17 protein-coding genes are annotated in these 13839 nt (G+C 66.8%); 4 read left to right on the top strand and 13 right to left on the bottom strand.

The genetic code is table 11. From position 1 onward, the window contains the following. Window positions 1–6 precede the first annotated feature (6 nt). Window positions 7–987 carry a DNA-processing protein DprA gene (dprA, locus tag ACUWEX_RS06495; RefSeq protein WP_445997480.1) on the bottom strand — a complete coding sequence of 327 codons (981 nt, stop codon included), beginning with the start codon at window positions 985–987 and terminating at the stop codon, window positions 7–9. Window positions 988–1362: 375 nt separating this feature from the next. Between dprA and ACUWEX_RS06490 the strand changes: the two genes are divergently transcribed. Beyond that, window positions 1363–1635, top strand: coding sequence for a hypothetical protein (locus tag ACUWEX_RS06490; RefSeq protein WP_079727357.1), 273 nt, complete (start codon window positions 1363–1365; stop codon window positions 1633–1635). 80 nt (window positions 1636–1715) lie between these two features. Here the strand turns inward: ACUWEX_RS06490 and ACUWEX_RS06485 are convergent, their stop codons facing one another. From ACUWEX_RS06485 to rpsP, 11 genes are all read right to left on the bottom strand, one after another. Next, a complete protein-coding gene (locus ACUWEX_RS06485) occupies window positions 1716–3248 on the bottom strand; it encodes a YifB family Mg chelatase-like AAA ATPase (RefSeq protein WP_445997479.1) in 1533 nt (510 codons plus the stop codon). Between the two features lies 1 nt (window position 3249). Further along, complete coding sequence (locus ACUWEX_RS06480) at window positions 3250–3603, bottom strand: YraN family protein (RefSeq protein ID WP_445997478.1); 354 nt, start codon at window positions 3601–3603, stop codon at window positions 3250–3252. Window positions 3604–3737: 134 nt separating this feature from the next. Beyond that, on the bottom strand, window positions 3738–4061 hold the full coding sequence (locus ACUWEX_RS06475) for a DUF2469 domain-containing protein (protein WP_077053416.1): 324 nt from the start codon (window positions 4059–4061) through the stop codon (window positions 3738–3740). Between the two features lie 12 nt (window positions 4062–4073). Beyond that, window positions 4074–4718, bottom strand: coding sequence for a ribonuclease HII (locus ACUWEX_RS06470; protein WP_079727354.1), 645 nt, complete (start codon window positions 4716–4718; stop codon window positions 4074–4076). Beyond that, window positions 4718–5494, bottom strand: a complete 777-nt coding sequence (lepB, locus tag ACUWEX_RS06465; protein ID WP_445997477.1) for a signal peptidase I — start codon at window positions 5492–5494, stop codon at window positions 4718–4720. The genes ACUWEX_RS06470 and lepB overlap by 1 nt, the downstream gene beginning before the upstream one ends. A 65-nt stretch (window positions 5495–5559) precedes the next feature. Next, a complete protein-coding gene (rplS, locus tag ACUWEX_RS06460; RefSeq protein WP_079727352.1) occupies window positions 5560–5907 on the bottom strand; it encodes a 50S ribosomal protein L19 in 348 nt (115 codons plus the stop codon). A gap of 163 nt (window positions 5908–6070) precedes the next feature. Next, on the bottom strand, window positions 6071–6580 hold the full coding sequence (locus tag ACUWEX_RS06455; RefSeq protein WP_445997476.1) for a hypothetical protein: 510 nt from the start codon (window positions 6578–6580) through the stop codon (window positions 6071–6073). 141 nt (window positions 6581–6721) lie between these two features. Further along, window positions 6722–7429 (bottom strand): tRNA (guanosine(37)-N1)-methyltransferase TrmD, encoded by a 708-nt coding sequence (gene trmD / locus ACUWEX_RS06450; RefSeq protein ID WP_445997475.1) that lies wholly within the window; start codon window positions 7427–7429, stop codon window positions 6722–6724. A gap of 3 nt (window positions 7430–7432) precedes the next feature. Next, complete coding sequence (gene rimM / locus ACUWEX_RS06445; protein WP_445997613.1) at window positions 7433–8089, bottom strand: ribosome maturation factor RimM; 657 nt, start codon at window positions 8087–8089, stop codon at window positions 7433–7435. After that, a complete protein-coding gene (locus ACUWEX_RS06440; RefSeq protein WP_079727348.1) occupies window positions 8089–8325 on the bottom strand; it encodes an RNA-binding protein in 237 nt (78 codons plus the stop codon). Before ACUWEX_RS06440 ends, rimM begins: the two co-directional genes overlap by 1 nt. Window positions 8326–8327: 2 nt before the next feature. Further along, a complete protein-coding gene (gene rpsP, locus ACUWEX_RS06435) occupies window positions 8328–8747 on the bottom strand; it encodes a 30S ribosomal protein S16 (protein ID WP_445997474.1) in 420 nt (139 codons plus the stop codon). Window positions 8748–9009: 262 nt separating this feature from the next. On the opposite strand from rpsP, the gene ACUWEX_RS06430 reads away from it, so the two are divergent. Continuing rightward, window positions 9010–10149 (top strand): glutamate--cysteine ligase, encoded by a 1140-nt coding sequence (locus ACUWEX_RS06430; RefSeq protein ID WP_445997473.1) that lies wholly within the window; start codon window positions 9010–9012, stop codon window positions 10147–10149. Between the two features lie 241 nt (window positions 10150–10390). Here the strand turns inward: ACUWEX_RS06430 and ffh are convergent, their stop codons facing one another. Further along, window positions 10391–11965 carry a signal recognition particle protein gene (gene ffh, locus ACUWEX_RS06425; protein WP_079727345.1) on the bottom strand — a complete coding sequence of 525 codons (1575 nt, stop codon included), beginning with the start codon at window positions 11963–11965 and terminating at the stop codon, window positions 10391–10393. A gap of 104 nt (window positions 11966–12069) precedes the next feature. On the opposite strand from ffh, the gene lipB reads away from it, so the two are divergent. Both lipB and lipA read left to right on the top strand, forming a co-directional pair. Then, a complete protein-coding gene (gene lipB, locus ACUWEX_RS06420; RefSeq protein WP_445997472.1) occupies window positions 12070–12738 on the top strand; it encodes a lipoyl(octanoyl) transferase LipB in 669 nt (222 codons plus the stop codon). A gap of 83 nt (window positions 12739–12821) precedes the next feature. After that, window positions 12822–13838, top strand: coding sequence for a lipoyl synthase (gene lipA / locus ACUWEX_RS06415; protein ID WP_200811491.1), 1017 nt, complete (start codon window positions 12822–12824; stop codon window positions 13836–13838). Window position 13839: the final 1 nt, after the last annotated feature.

Genomic DNA, 13839 nt, shown 5'->3' with positions numbered 1-13839 from the left:
CAGGCGTCATCGGTGCTTGCGCGGCATATGGAGCCATCCCTTCTCCGTCGACTTCGCGACTCCCCGCAGCTGAAGGGAACCGAGCTCGGCGACCACGTCGGCCAGAGGAAGCCCTGATTGCCGAGCGAGGTCGAGCGGCTGGCGCGGTGTGCGTGCACTCAGAGCGTCGATCAGCCGTCTCGCGCGCGGCCGTTCATCCTCCTGACGATCCCTCCCCGGAACCACATCGGTCTGCGGAGCGGGAGGCCCGGATGACGGAGACTGCGCCGCCTGAAGGGGCTCGATGAGTTGCATCATCTCGTCGCCGGAGGTGACACACGTCGCGTCATATTCGCGCAGGAGCCGGTGGCATCCGATCGAGTGGGCGGTGCTCACCGGGCCGGGGACGGCGCCCAGTGGTCGCCCGAGATGCGCCGCGTGCCCGGCCGTATTCAGCGATCCCGACCGCGAGCCGGCCTCGACCACGGCCGTGGCCTGACTCGCCGCGGCGATCAACCGGTTTCGCTGCAGGAACCTCCATTTCGTCGGGGTCGTGCCGCAGGGAACCTCCGACGCGAGGCAACCGTTGTCGATGATGGACTCGAGAAGGGCGTGGTGTCCGGCCGGGTACAGTCTGTCGACTCCGCCGGCGAGGAACGCCACGGTGCGCCCGTCGGCACGGATCGCAGCGCGGTGCACGGCTCCGTCGATGCCGTAGGCGCCGCCGGAGATGACGGTCACTCCTCGCCGGGCGAGATGCCACGACGCATCCGTTGCGACCTGCTGTCCGTAGGCGGAACATGCGCGTGCGCCGACCAGGGCGACGGCGGGGCGGGCGCTGTTCAGGTCCCTCGAGCTGCCACGCACCCACAACACGAAGGGTGCGTGCCGACCGAGGTCGTCGAGGCCGCTTGGCCAGTCGTCGTCCCCCGGGATCAGGAGCTCGGCACCGACCGAACGGGCGACAGCCAGGTCGAGGGACTGCTCGACGCGGTCGAGGCGAAGCATCCAGGTTTCGAGGGATGCCGAAAGCCCCTCCAGCTCGGTATCGATCTGCGACCCGCGGCAGGAGCCAGTATCGCGATTCGTGCCCCGCGACCGCGGAGATGCGACCGTGTGGCCGGTGGTTTCCGCCCACTCCCCCGAGCGAAACGGTTCGAGGACATCATGCGCCGACAGCTGTTCGAAGCCCGGACCAGACACACTCGAACCCCAGTCACGTGCACCCCCCTCGGAGGATGAGTCGCAGTGTGCGGCGTGCGGCCGACGTCCGAGTGAAACCAAGTCTGATTCGGGTATGTCGAGACCGGCCTGCCCGACCGCGGCCCCGGGTCTGTCAGCAGATCGACCATCGCGGGCGCGCGTGACGGCCTGCCGAACCTCGTGGCGCCCGAGGCCTGCGGCGCCGGATCGAGATTTCCAGAGGCGATCGAGCACTTCGATCGCGCCGTATTCGAGCACGAGACCGCCGAGCACCCCGTCACCCGGTTCAGCGAGAGCGCTGAGGATCGTGCGCGATGTGCGTTCGGCGAATCGTTCATCGCTCTCGTGCTGCGCGGACGGGGGCCGAAGCACCGCAAGCGTGTCAACGAGAGCTCCGATGAGATTTGTCTCGCCGCGGTGACGAGATCGCGCGGAACCGACGCCGTTCTGTGACGTCGCGGAAGAGCGGGACGCGAGGGGCGGTGTCGATTTTGCCGGAGGGGCAGCCGCCCGCACCCGTGGCTCGTCTGTCGTCATGCCCGCGCCCCCTGCCGCATGAACGTGGCGAGGCCCAGGTGCTCGGCCGTCGGGTGCTCGGTTCCATCGATGTCGGCGAGCGTCCACGCGATACGCAGCACGCGGTCATAGCCCCGCATGGACAGGGAGCCGCGCTCGAGTGCATCGTCGAGGTCGACGCAGAGGCGCGCGGGCAGGCGGTGTGCGGGATCGCGGAGCCAATCGCCCGGCACGCGGGCGTTGAGAGCCCAGGGGGTGCCCGCCAATCGGTCGGCGGAGCGCTGCCGGGCTGCTGCAACGACCTCTCGGGCCTGCACCGTCGAGAGGCGATCGCCCGGTGCCGCGTGAAGCTCGGACGCACCCACCCGATCGACGCGAACGCGCAGATCGACGCGGTCGAGCAAGGGCCCCGACAGCCGCCCCTGATATCGCCGCACCGACGACGGCGGGCAGGTGCATGACCCGTCGCGTGAGCCGAACTGCCCGCACGGGCACGGGTTAGCCGCGAGAACCAGTTGAAACCGCGCCAGAAATTGCGCCATGACGCCCGAGCGGTGGATCGTGAGCTGGCCCGATTCGAGGGGTTGCCGCAACGCGTCGAGGACGACGGCGGGAAACTCGAGAGCTTCATCGAGGAACAGCACTCCCCCGGTGGCCCGCGCCGCCAACCCCGGTCGGATCGTGCCGGAACCTCCACCCAGGATGGCCGCGGCGGACGCTCCATGATGAGGCGCCTCGAAGGGCGGTCGACGGAGCAGCTCGGGCCCCACCGCCTCGCCGCCGAGGGATCGTACCGACATGACGTCGAGCGCCTCGGACACAGACAGGTCGGGCAGGATGCCCGGCAGGCATTGCGCGAGCATGGTCTTGCCGGCCCCGGGCGGACCGAGGAAGTAGATGTGATGGCCGCCGGCCGCCGCCACGAGCAGCGACCGCACGGGCACATATTGGCCGGCTATTCGACTCAATTCGGGAGGGGCAACCGACGGGGCGACTCGACCCGAGAAAGGGATCGCCTCAACGTCTACCGGCGCAAGCTGGGCGCCGTGAAAAATCGCAGCATCGCGCAGGCACGTCACCCCCATCGCGTCGATACCCGGCACGAGCTGGGCTTCGGCCAGGTTTGCGGCGGGAACCATGACCCGCCGCCGCCCCGCCCGCGCCGCCGCGAGAACGGCCGGCAAGACACCGAAGATCGGTCGGAGCCTGCCGTCGAGACCCAGCTCGCCCAGATGGACGGTGTCATCGATCGACCCACGTGAGACGACACCGTCGGCGGCGAAGCAGGCGAGCGCGATGGCGAGGTCGAACGCCGAACCGTGCTTCGGCAGACTCGCGGGAGAAAGGTTGACGGTGAGGCGTTGCGAGGACAGGCTGCACCCCGAGTTGCGGGCCGCTTGACGCACCCGCCCGCCCGCCTCTCCGAGCGAGCGGTCGGCCAGGCCGATGATGATCAGAGCCGGGAGTTGCGCCGAGATGTCGGCTTCGACCTCGATGACGGTGCCCTCGGAGCCCGACAGTGCGACGGACCAGGTTCGCGCGACGGCCATGTCACACCGCCGCCAGGTGCTCGACGCGCGCGGGCCGGCCGCGCTGCAACACGATGGCTACGGCATCCACCCGCACGCGCGCCTCGGGCCTGTCGCTCGACGCGCGCCACAGCTGCGCCAGACGATACATGCGCACGCGCTTGGCGGCTGTGATGGCCTCGAACGGGTGCCCGAAGCGCTCGTTCGACCGCGTCTTGACCTCGACGGCGACGATGTGGTCGCCACGACCGACGATCAGGTCGATCTCACCGTGTCGACAGCGCCAATTGCGCGCCAACACCGAATAGCCGATCTTCTCGAAATGCTCGGCGGCGATGCTCTCGCCCAACCGCCCCAACTCTGCGTTGTGTCCCATGTGAACCTCCACAACGACTGTGGCGGCTCACGACGATCACGCGGCGGGCATCGCCCCATCTGTGGAGAGATCGGCCCGGAAGCGGGTTGTGCAGAACTTAATCGGCCGCGCAGAACGAGGTCGGCGGCGCAGGACTACTCGTCGAGCGCGAGTTCCTTCGGCAGCTCGAAGTCGCGCGTGGTCAGCTCTTCGATGTTCACGTCTTTGAACGTGAGCACGCGCACCGATTTGACGAAGCGGTCGGAGCGGTAGACATCCCACACCCAGACGTCTTTCATCGTGATCTCGAAATAGAAATCATGCTCGGTGTCACGTCGATTCAGCTCGACCTCGTTGGCGAGATAGAAACGACGCTCCGTCTCGATCACATAGGTGAACTGGGAAACAACATCACGGTACTCGCGGTACAGAGCAAGCTCGACCTCGCGGTCGTAGTCCTCGAACTCGTCTTCATCCATCGTCCGTCCATCCTACGCGTAGGAGAGCAGCCACGTGCGCCGGTGGAAGTCGCTCGGACCGAGCGCTCGAACGGCCTCCATGTGTTGCGTGCTGCCGTATCCCTTGTTGCCCGCCCAGCCGAAATCGGGCCGGGTCTCGTGCGCCGCCACCATCAGTTCGTCGCGATGCACCTTGGCGATGACGGATGCCGCCGCCACCGACACGCAGTCACGGTCGGCCTTCACGCGCGTGCGCACGTCGAGCGGGCTCGCCAGGATGGGGTTCAACCAGTCGCTGTTGCCGTCGAGCAGGATCGTGCTGGTCGCCACCGGAATGCCCGCCACATGCAAAGACCCGAGGGCCCGCTTTGCCGCCAGGCCGAGGCAGTGCACGATGCCCAACTCGTCGATCTCTTGCGGCGACGCCAGACCGACGGCCGACGCAACCGACCACTCGCGCAAGAGCGGGGCCAATTCGACCCGCTTCTTCTCGCTGAGCAACTTGGAGTCTCGAACGCCCGCGGGATGCGCCCCGCACGAGGCCGACATGACGGACATACCCACGGCCACCGGTCCGGCGATCGCGCCGCGGCCGACCTCGTCGACGCCGATGACCAGCGTCGAGCCCGCAGCGAACAGTTCGCGTTCGACCAGATCGGTCGGTTCGACCACGGGCATTACTTCGACGGGCTCTCGGGAACGCCCTGGAACGTCTCGGGGTAGTTGCCGAGCCACCCGAAACGATCGAACGGCCAGGTGATCACGAACGCGCGGCCGACGACATCGTCGATGGGCACGAAGCCCTTGCCCGGGTCATCCTGGTTGTAGCGCGAGTCGGCCGAGTCGTAGCGGTTGTCGCCCATCACCCAGAGGGAGTCTTTCGGCACGGTGACGCTGAACTTGATCTCGGAGACACTGTCTTTGCCCGGGGGCATGAGCACGTAGGGCTCGTTGAGCGGCACCCCGTTGACCGTCATCTGGCCGAGCGCGTTGCAGCACTCGACGCGGTCGCCGGGCAGGCCGATGACGCGCTTGATGAGGTGGTCGTCGCTGTCGGGCGAGGTGAGGCCCACGAGTGAGAGAACCCACTCAGCGCTGGAGGCCAGGGGGCCCGGGTCGGGCTTGGGGGCAGCGGGAGGCAGCCATCCGCCCGGGTCGCGGAACACGACGACATCGCCGCGCTCGAGGTTGATGACATTGGGCACGAGCTCGTTCACGAGGATGCGGTCATCGATCTGCAGCGTGTCCTTCATCGACCCGGAGGGAATGTAGAACGAACGCACCAGGAATGTCTTGATGAGGAACGACACCAGCAACGCCACCACGAAGATGATGAGGATGTCGCGCACGAAGATCCAGCCGCCGCGCTTCTCGGAACGGTGGGCGCCCCGACGGGTCGCCGGATGTTCGAGGGTGGCCGCAGAATCGTCTGCCGCCGAAATGTTGTCTGTCATTTAACCGCCAAAGCTCCCCACCAGTGTATCGGCGGGGAGCCTGTAAGACGGCTGGAGCAACGCGCTTAGCGGTCGCGCTTTTCCTTGATCTTGGCCTTCTTGCCGCGCAGGTCGCGCAGGTAGTACAGCTTCGCGCGACGGACGTCACCGCGGGTAACGACCTCGATGTGGTCGATCACCGGGGAGTGCACCGGGAAGGTGCGCTCGACGCCGACCTGGAAGCTCACCTTGCGGACGCAGAACGTCTCGCGGACGCCCTCGCCCTGACGGCCGATAACGACGCCCTGGAACACCTGGATACGCGAGCGGCTGCCCTCGACGATGTTGACGTGCACCTTGACGGTGTCGCCGGCGCGGAAATCGGGGATGTCGTTTCGGAGGGATGCTGCATCGACGTGGTCGAGGATGTGCATGTTGCTTCGCTCTCTGTAACCGCCACAGGTCGACTACGAAAATAGGGGTTCGAATGAGATTTATGGTATCCGACGTTGATGCTGGCTCCCCTGTGGCAGAGCAGGCCGCGGCACAATCGACCATTCTGCCACGCCGAGACCCCTCTTGGCAAAGCTCAGGGCGTCAGGATGCCTCACCCGAGCGGCGCTCTTCGTGGATGACGATGAACTCCTCGACCTGCGCCGGTTCCGACGTTCGCGGCATGCGGGGCGGAGACGCGGGCGGGCGACTCATCTGCTCGTACTCCGCCATGGCGGCACGGGCACGCTCGGCGGCGCTCCGGAGCAGTCGCCAGAGCTCGTACCAGAAGATCGCGATACCGATGATGATGCCGGCCGTGGCGAGGATCGCGCTGGCCTGTGTGAAGAAGCCGAACGCGATGATCGTCGCGTGCCAGACAGAGAGGGCCGCGACATCCGCCCACGACACCGCGCGCTGCTCGCGCACCTCGAGGCGGGCCCGGATGAGGAAGGCCACAACGACCAGGGCGATGAAGAGGATGGGCATCGCGACGACGAGCCCTAGGAAGGTCCAGCCGCTGCCACTGAAAATGCCGACGCTGATGAGCGGCCAGATGGGCAACACGGCGGGGGCTATGAACATCCAGCGGAAGAATGCGCGACGCACGAACATGGGAACAGCCTACGAGGGTGCGGCTCGGAAAGCGCCGACAGGAGTCGGATTCGGTCGCCGCGTTCGCTCAGAGCGCGCCAGAGCCTGAAAGCCGGCCCGAATCGGCGGCGATCGTCTCGAGCGCACCTCGTGCCGAGGAAACTACTCCGCGTCGGGCAACAAATCGGGGCGCACACGCCTGGTGCGCTCGACCTGCTGCTCATGCCGCCACCGGTCGATGGCTCCGTGGTTGCCGCTCAGCAGGATGTCGGGCACACGATGTCCGCGCCACTCGGCCGGCTTCGTGTAGCTCGGGTACTCGAGTAACCCGTCCTCGTGCGACTCCTCGACGAGCGACTGCGGGTTGCCGACGACGCCGGGGATGAGTCGACCGATCGCTTCGATCATCGCCATGACGGCGACTTCTCCCCCGTTGAGCACGTAGTCGCCCAGGCTGACGAGCTTGACACGCGCGCGCTGGGCGGTGTCGTCGAAGACGCGCTGGTCGATGCCCTCGTAGCGACCGCACCCGAAGACGAGCTGCGATTCGTGGCTGAGCTCACGGGCCATGGCCTGCGTGAACACCTCGCCGGCCGGGGACGGGAAGATGACGACCGGTGCGGATGCGTCATCCGCCGTGTTCTCGCCGAGGATCTGGTCGAAGGCCTCGCCCCAGGGTTCGGGCTTCATGACCATGCCCGCGCCGCCGCCGTACGGCGTGTCGTCGACGGTGCGGTGCCGGTCGTGCGCGAAATCGCGCAGGTTGTGCACCGACAGGTCGATCAACCCGTTGGTGCGCGCCTTGCCGAGGAGTGAGATGTCCAGGACATCGAAGAACTCCGGGAAGATCGTGACGATGTCGAGTCGCATCGGTCAGCCGGCGTTCGGCTCGGTTGTGTCGGCGTCAGGGCTGGAGTCCGCGTCTGCGTCAGGCTCGGCGTCGCCGTCCGACGCGATAGCGGGCTCGGCGTCGGCCGGATCTTCGGGGATCTCTTCGAAGAGTCCCGTCGGGGGCGTGACCGTGAGGGTGCCCGCCTCGATGTTCACCTCGGGCACGATGGCGCCGACGAAGGGAACCATGACGTCGCCCTTCGGCGTGTCGATGATGAGCAAGTCTTGCGCCGGGAAGTGCTCGACGCGCGACACGGTGCCGACCTCGACGCCGTCGCGCAGCACCTTCAGGCCCATGAGCTGGTGGTCGTACCAGGCATCCGGCTCGGACGATGCGTCATCGTCGTGCTCGACCCACAGGATGGCCTTGATCAGCGTCTCGGCGGCATTGCGGTCGTCGACACCGACGAAGAAGCCGACGGGGTTCTGGTTGTACCAGCGCAGCTCTTTCAGCTCGAGCGCCTTGCCGTGCCACGGAGACGATGTGGGCACCTGCAGCGAGAAGACGGCGCCGGGCACGAAGCGCGCGGCGGGGTCGTCGGTGTAGAGCTCGATCTTGAGGGCGCCCTTGAGGCCGTGCGCCTTGACGAGGCGGCCGACCCGGAGTTGGTCGGCCGGCGCCTGCGGGGGTTCCACGATCAGTTGTCGGTGTCGACGACGTCGACACGAACGCGGCGGCCATCGGCCAGCGCGGCAACGAGCGTGCGGAGTGCTTTAGCGGTGCGTCCGGAGCGACCGATCACACGACCGAGGTCCTCGGGGTTCACACGAACCTCGAGGACCTCGCCACGTGGTGACGATTTCGCAACGACGCGCACATCGTCGGGATTGTCAACAATCCCTTTGACGAGGTGTTCGAGTGCGGGAGCGAGCAAGACTAGGCCTCGGTCGACTCTTCGGCAGCAGCCTCGGGAGCGGCCTCTTCGGCCGGCTTCTCGGCAGGCTTCTCAGCCTTGGGCTTCAGAACGGGCTTCTTCTTCTCGTCGGCGACGAAAGGAACCTTGGCCTCTTTCACGCGGACGGTGGAGACGGCGTTCTTGTCACCCTTGAACTTGCCCCAGTCGCCCGTGAGCTTGAGGAGAGCGGCAACCTGCTCGGTGGGCTGTGCGCCCACGGAGAGCCAGTACTGCGCACGCTCGGAGTCGACCTCGATGACCGAGGGCTCTTCGGTGGGGTGGTAGATGCCGATTTCTTCGATGACACGGCCATCGCGCTTGGTGCGCGAGTCGGCGACAACGATGCGGTAGTAGGGCGCGCGGATCTTACCGAGACGCTTCAGACGGATCTTGACAGACACAATTCTCCTGAAATTTTTGATGACTGATTCGTGCTCGATACCGAAAGGTGGGGGCACGCTCGGTACGAAAACTGTGATGGCGTCTGTACCCGTCTGATTAGAGGGTCGGATGGGTACGGACTCGACTAACCATTCTGTCAGATGCCGGGCCGTTTGTGATAATCCGAGACACGCGGATGTTGGCGCGTCGCACCTCCGTGTGAAAATGGCGGAAGCATCCGAACGGTAATCGGCCGAATGCACGAACAGACGAGGACCCACCATGCGTATCGATTTCGCCTCCTCGGAGCGCTCCACCGTCGGCCTCGAGTGGGAGCTGGCGCTCGTCGATCGCGACACGGGCGATCTCGTTTCGGTGGCCGATCAGGTGCTCGAGCAGCTGAGCACCGATGGCGCGCCGCATCCGCACATCACGGGCGAGCTGCTGCGCAACACCGTCGAGCTCGTCTCCGGTGTGCACCACAGCGTTCCGGATGCCATCGCCGACCTCGCCGGTCAGATCGACGAGGTTCGCGCCATCACCGACCCGATGGGCATCGAGCTCGTGGGCAGCGGCTCGCATCCGTTCGGGCAGTGGTTCGACCAGGAGGTCACGGCGAAGGACCGTTACGCCAAGCTCATCGACCGCACGCAGTGGTGGGGGCGCAACATGATGATCTGGGGCGTGCATGCGCACGTGGGCGTCGAGGATGTGCGCAAGGTGCTGCCGCTCGTGAACGGCCTGCTGACCTATTCGCCGCATCTGCAGGCACTGTCGGCCTCCAGCCCGTTCTGGGGCGGCGTGGACACCGGGTACGCCTCGAACCGGGCGCTCATGTTCCAGCAGCTTCCGACCGCGGGACTCCCCTACCAGCTCGAACACTGGGGCGAATACGAGTCCTACGTCGAGGACATGATGAAGACGGGCATCATCGAGGACTACACCGAGGTGCGCTGGGACATCCGCCCGTCGCCGCACTGGGGAACGGTCGAGATGCGGTCGTGCGATGGCGCCTCGAGCATCACCGAATTCGGGGCGTTGTCGGCGCTCATCCACTGCCTGGTCGAGCATTTGTCGTCGCGGCTCGACGACGGTGAGGCGCTCACGACACTGCAGCCGTGGTTCGTGCGCGAGAACAAGTGGCGCGCCGCCCGGTATGGCATGGAGGCCGAGATCATCGTGCGCCCCGATGGGCACGAGCGCCTGGTCACCGACGAGATCGCCGAATTGGTGGATGTGCTGAACCCCATCGCCCGGCGGCTCGGATGCGAGAAGGAATTGAACGACGCCCTCGTGATTCTGCGGGTGGGGGCGAGCTATCAGCGGCAGTTGGCTGTCGCCCAGTCGAATGGCGGGAGCCTGCCCGCCGTCGTGCACATGCTGGCCAAGGAGCTGCGGCACGGGTTGCGCGTCGACGCCTGAGCGCTGCGCGAGTCGATGCGAGGCGCGGCGCGGCCCGAATCGATGCACTGCGCTGCGCGAGTCGATGCGAGGCGCGGCGCGGCGCGGCGCGGGTCATCATGAGACGCTAAACGCATCGGTGTCGGATCAACATGAGGCGCTACACGCATCGGTGTCGGTTCTGAGGCGCTCTCGTCACGGCGCGCAGAAAGCCGGGCCGGACACCTGAGTGTCTGACCCGGCTTTCGCTCTGCGTGCGACGCTAGGAGCGACCGAGGAACTTCTGCAGCGTGGCGAGCTCTTCGGCCGAGGGGCCGGCTGCGGCATCCGCACCCTTGGCGCCCTTGGCGAGACCGAAGCCCGTGCCGACGGGTGCGGCGGGCTGGGCGGGGCCGGCCGCGAGACCGGCGTTCTCGGCGGCGCGCTTGGCCGGGTTGCCCGACTTCGAGCCGCCCTTCTTCTTGGCGACGGGCTTCTTGGGCATGCGGCCGGCACCTGGGATGGGGCCCATGCCGGGCATCTGCGGCACGCCACCCTTGGCCACGGTCTTCATCATCTTGGCGGCCTGCTCGAAGCGGTTGACGAGCGCGTTCACCTCGGTGACGGTCGTGCCCGAACCGCGCGCGATACGCAGGCGACGCGAGCCGTTGAGCAGCTTGGAGTTGCGGCGCTCGGCGGGCGTCATCGACTGGATGATCGCCTCGGTGCGCACCAGCTCGCTCTCGTCGAAGTTTTCGAGCTGCTGCTTCATCTGGCCCATGCCGGGCAGCATGCCCATCATCTTCTTGATGGAGCCCATGTTCTTGAGCTGCTGCATCTGCTTGAGGAAGTCCTCGAGCGTGAACGTGTCGGTGGCAAATTTCTCTGCCATCTCGCGCGCTTCGTCTTCGTCGAACGCCTCTTGCGCCTGTTCGATCAGGGTGAGGATGTCACCGAGGTCGAGGATGCGGCTGGCCATGCGGTCGGGGTAGAACGGCTCGAAGTCGTCGAGGCTCTCACCGGTGGACGCGAAGATGATCGGGCGGCCCGTCACCGAGGCGACCGAGAGGGCCGCTCCACCGCGCGCATCGCCGTCGAGCTTCGACAGGACGACGCCCGTGAAGTCGACGCCCTCCTGGAAGGCCTTGGCGGTGGCGACGGCGTCTTGACCGATCATGGCGTCGATGACGAAGAGCACCTCGTCGGGGTCGATGGCTTTGCGGATGTCGGCGGCCTGCTTCATCATGTCGCGGTCGACGCCGAGGCGGCCGGCCGTGTCGACGATGACGACGTCGTGGAGCTTCGTCTCGGCATACTTCACGGCGTCTTTGGCGACCTTGACCGGGTTGCCGACACCGTTGCCGGGCTCGGGGGCGAAGACGGGCACGCCGGCCTGACCACCGACGACCTGCAGCTGGTTGACGGCGTTGGGGCGCTGGAGGTCGGCCGCGACGAGCACGGGCGTGTGGCCGTCTTTGACGAGCCACTTGGCGAGCTTGCCCGCGAGCGTCGTCTTACCGGCACCCTGCAGACCCGCGAGCATGATGATGGTCGGCGGGCGCTTGGCGAACTGCAGGCGGCGCTGCTCGCCACCCAGGATGTTGACGAGCTCTTCGTTGACGATCTGCACGACCTGCTGCGCCGGGTTGAGCGCGCGGTTGACGTCGTCGCCGAGGGCGCGCTCGCGCACCGTGTTGGTGAACTGCTTGACCACATCGAACGCGACGTCGGCGTCGAGCAGTGCGCGCCGGATCTCGCGGACCGTGCCGTCGACATCGGACGCCGAGAGCTTGCCCTTCGTGCGGAGGTTCTTGAGTGTGTCTGTCAGCCGTTCGGACAGTGAGCCAAATGTCGCCATGATCCGACAAGTTTAGTCGATCGGGTGCACCGAGTTGGCTGACCGTGTGATGAGGTTTATGGATCGAGTACACTAACTCGAAAAGCTTCCGAAAGGAGCCCGCCATGAGCGTCACCGCCAGCAGGACGATCGAGGCGCCGCGTCTCGTGCAACCCGGGTTCTCGCCGCATCCGGTCGGGTATGACGACGGGTTGCGTCTGCAGCTCGAGATCCACGCGGATGTCGCGGCGGGGCGTTCGCCCAACACGCTCGTGTTGCTCGAACACGAGCAGGTGTTCACGGCGGGTCGGCGCACGACCGACGACGAGCGACCGGGGGACGGCACCCCCGTGATCGATGTGGATCGCGGGGGCAAGATCACGTGGCACGGGCCGGGGCAGCTGGTGGGGTATCCGATCGTGCGGCTGCACGAGCCGATCGATGTGGTGGCCTATGTGCGGGCGCTCGAGGGGATCCTGATCGAGGTGCTGGGCGGTTTCGGCGTCACGGGTGGGCGCATCGAGGGGCGTTCGGGGGTGTGGGTCGAGCGGCCGGGCGTCGCAGCCGCCAAGATCGGGGCGATCGGCATCCGCGTGAACGATGGCGTGACACGGCACGGGTTCGCCCTCAACTGCACCAACGATCTGGCGCCGTTCGAGCAGATCGTGCCCTGCGGGATTCGGGATGCGGGGGTCACATCGATCCGCGAGGTGACCGGGCGGGATGTCGAGCCCGAGACCGTTGCGGCAGTCATTGCTCGGGCGTTCGGGGCGACGGACGAGGTGTCGGCATGAGCGCGTGCGGGACGAGCAACGGGGCGCCGCACGGGGCTGCGGCGACGGGTTGCGGAACGGCGGGCGCTGCGGAAACGAGCGGCATGGCGACTGCGGGCACGGCGAGTTCGGCGACAGGCGCGAATGGGCGCAAGCTGCTGCGGCTCGAAGTGCGCAACGCCGAGACGCCGATCGAGCGCAAGCCCGCCTGGATCAAGACGAAGGCGCGCATGGGGCCGGAGTACCAGCAGCTGCAGAGCCTCGTGAAGAGCGAGGACCTGCACACGGTGTGCCAGGAAGCCGGATGCCCGAACATCTATGAGTGTTGGGAGGACCGCGAGGCGACCTTCCTAATCGGCGGTTCGCAGTGCACGAGGCGGTGCGACTTCTGCCAGATCGATACGGGCAAGCCCGCCGACTATGACACCGACGAGCCACGTCGGGTGGCGGCATCCGTGAAAGCGATGCAATTGCGGTACGCGACCGTGACGGGGGTTGCCCGCGACGACCTGCCCGACGAGGGGGCTTGGCTGCACGCCGAAACCGTGCGTCGCATCCACGCCGAGAACCCGGGGACGGGCGTCGAGATTCTCGCCACCGACTTCTCGGGAAACCCCGACCTGCTGGGCGAGGTGTTCGAGGCGCGGCCCGAGGTGTTCGCGCACAACGTCGAGACCGTGCCGCGCATCTTCAAGCGCATCCGTCCGGCGTTCCGATACGAGCGCTCGCTCGATGTGCTCACGCAGGCGCGGTCGGCCGGGCTGATCACGAAGTCCAACCTGATCCTCGGCATGGGCGAGGAGCGGCACGAGATCTCGCAGGCGCTGCGCGATCTGCATGACGCGGGAACGGACATCATCACCATCACGCAATACCTACGGCCGACGCCGCGGCACCTGCCCGTCGCCCGCTGGCTGCCGCCCGAGGAGTTTCTCGAGATCAAGGGCGAGGCCGACGAGATCGGTTTCTCGGGCGCGCTGGCCGGGCCGCTCGTGCGGTCGAGCTATCGCGCGGGTCGGCTGTGGGCACAGTCGATGCGGGCCAAGGGACGCGTACTGCCGGACGACCTCGCACACCTCGACCGCACCGACGGCGAGCCGGTGTTCTTGCAGGGCGTGTGAA

Source organism: Okibacterium fritillariae (assembly GCF_052783725.1).
This window is presented reverse-complemented; position numbering and strand designations above follow the sequence as displayed.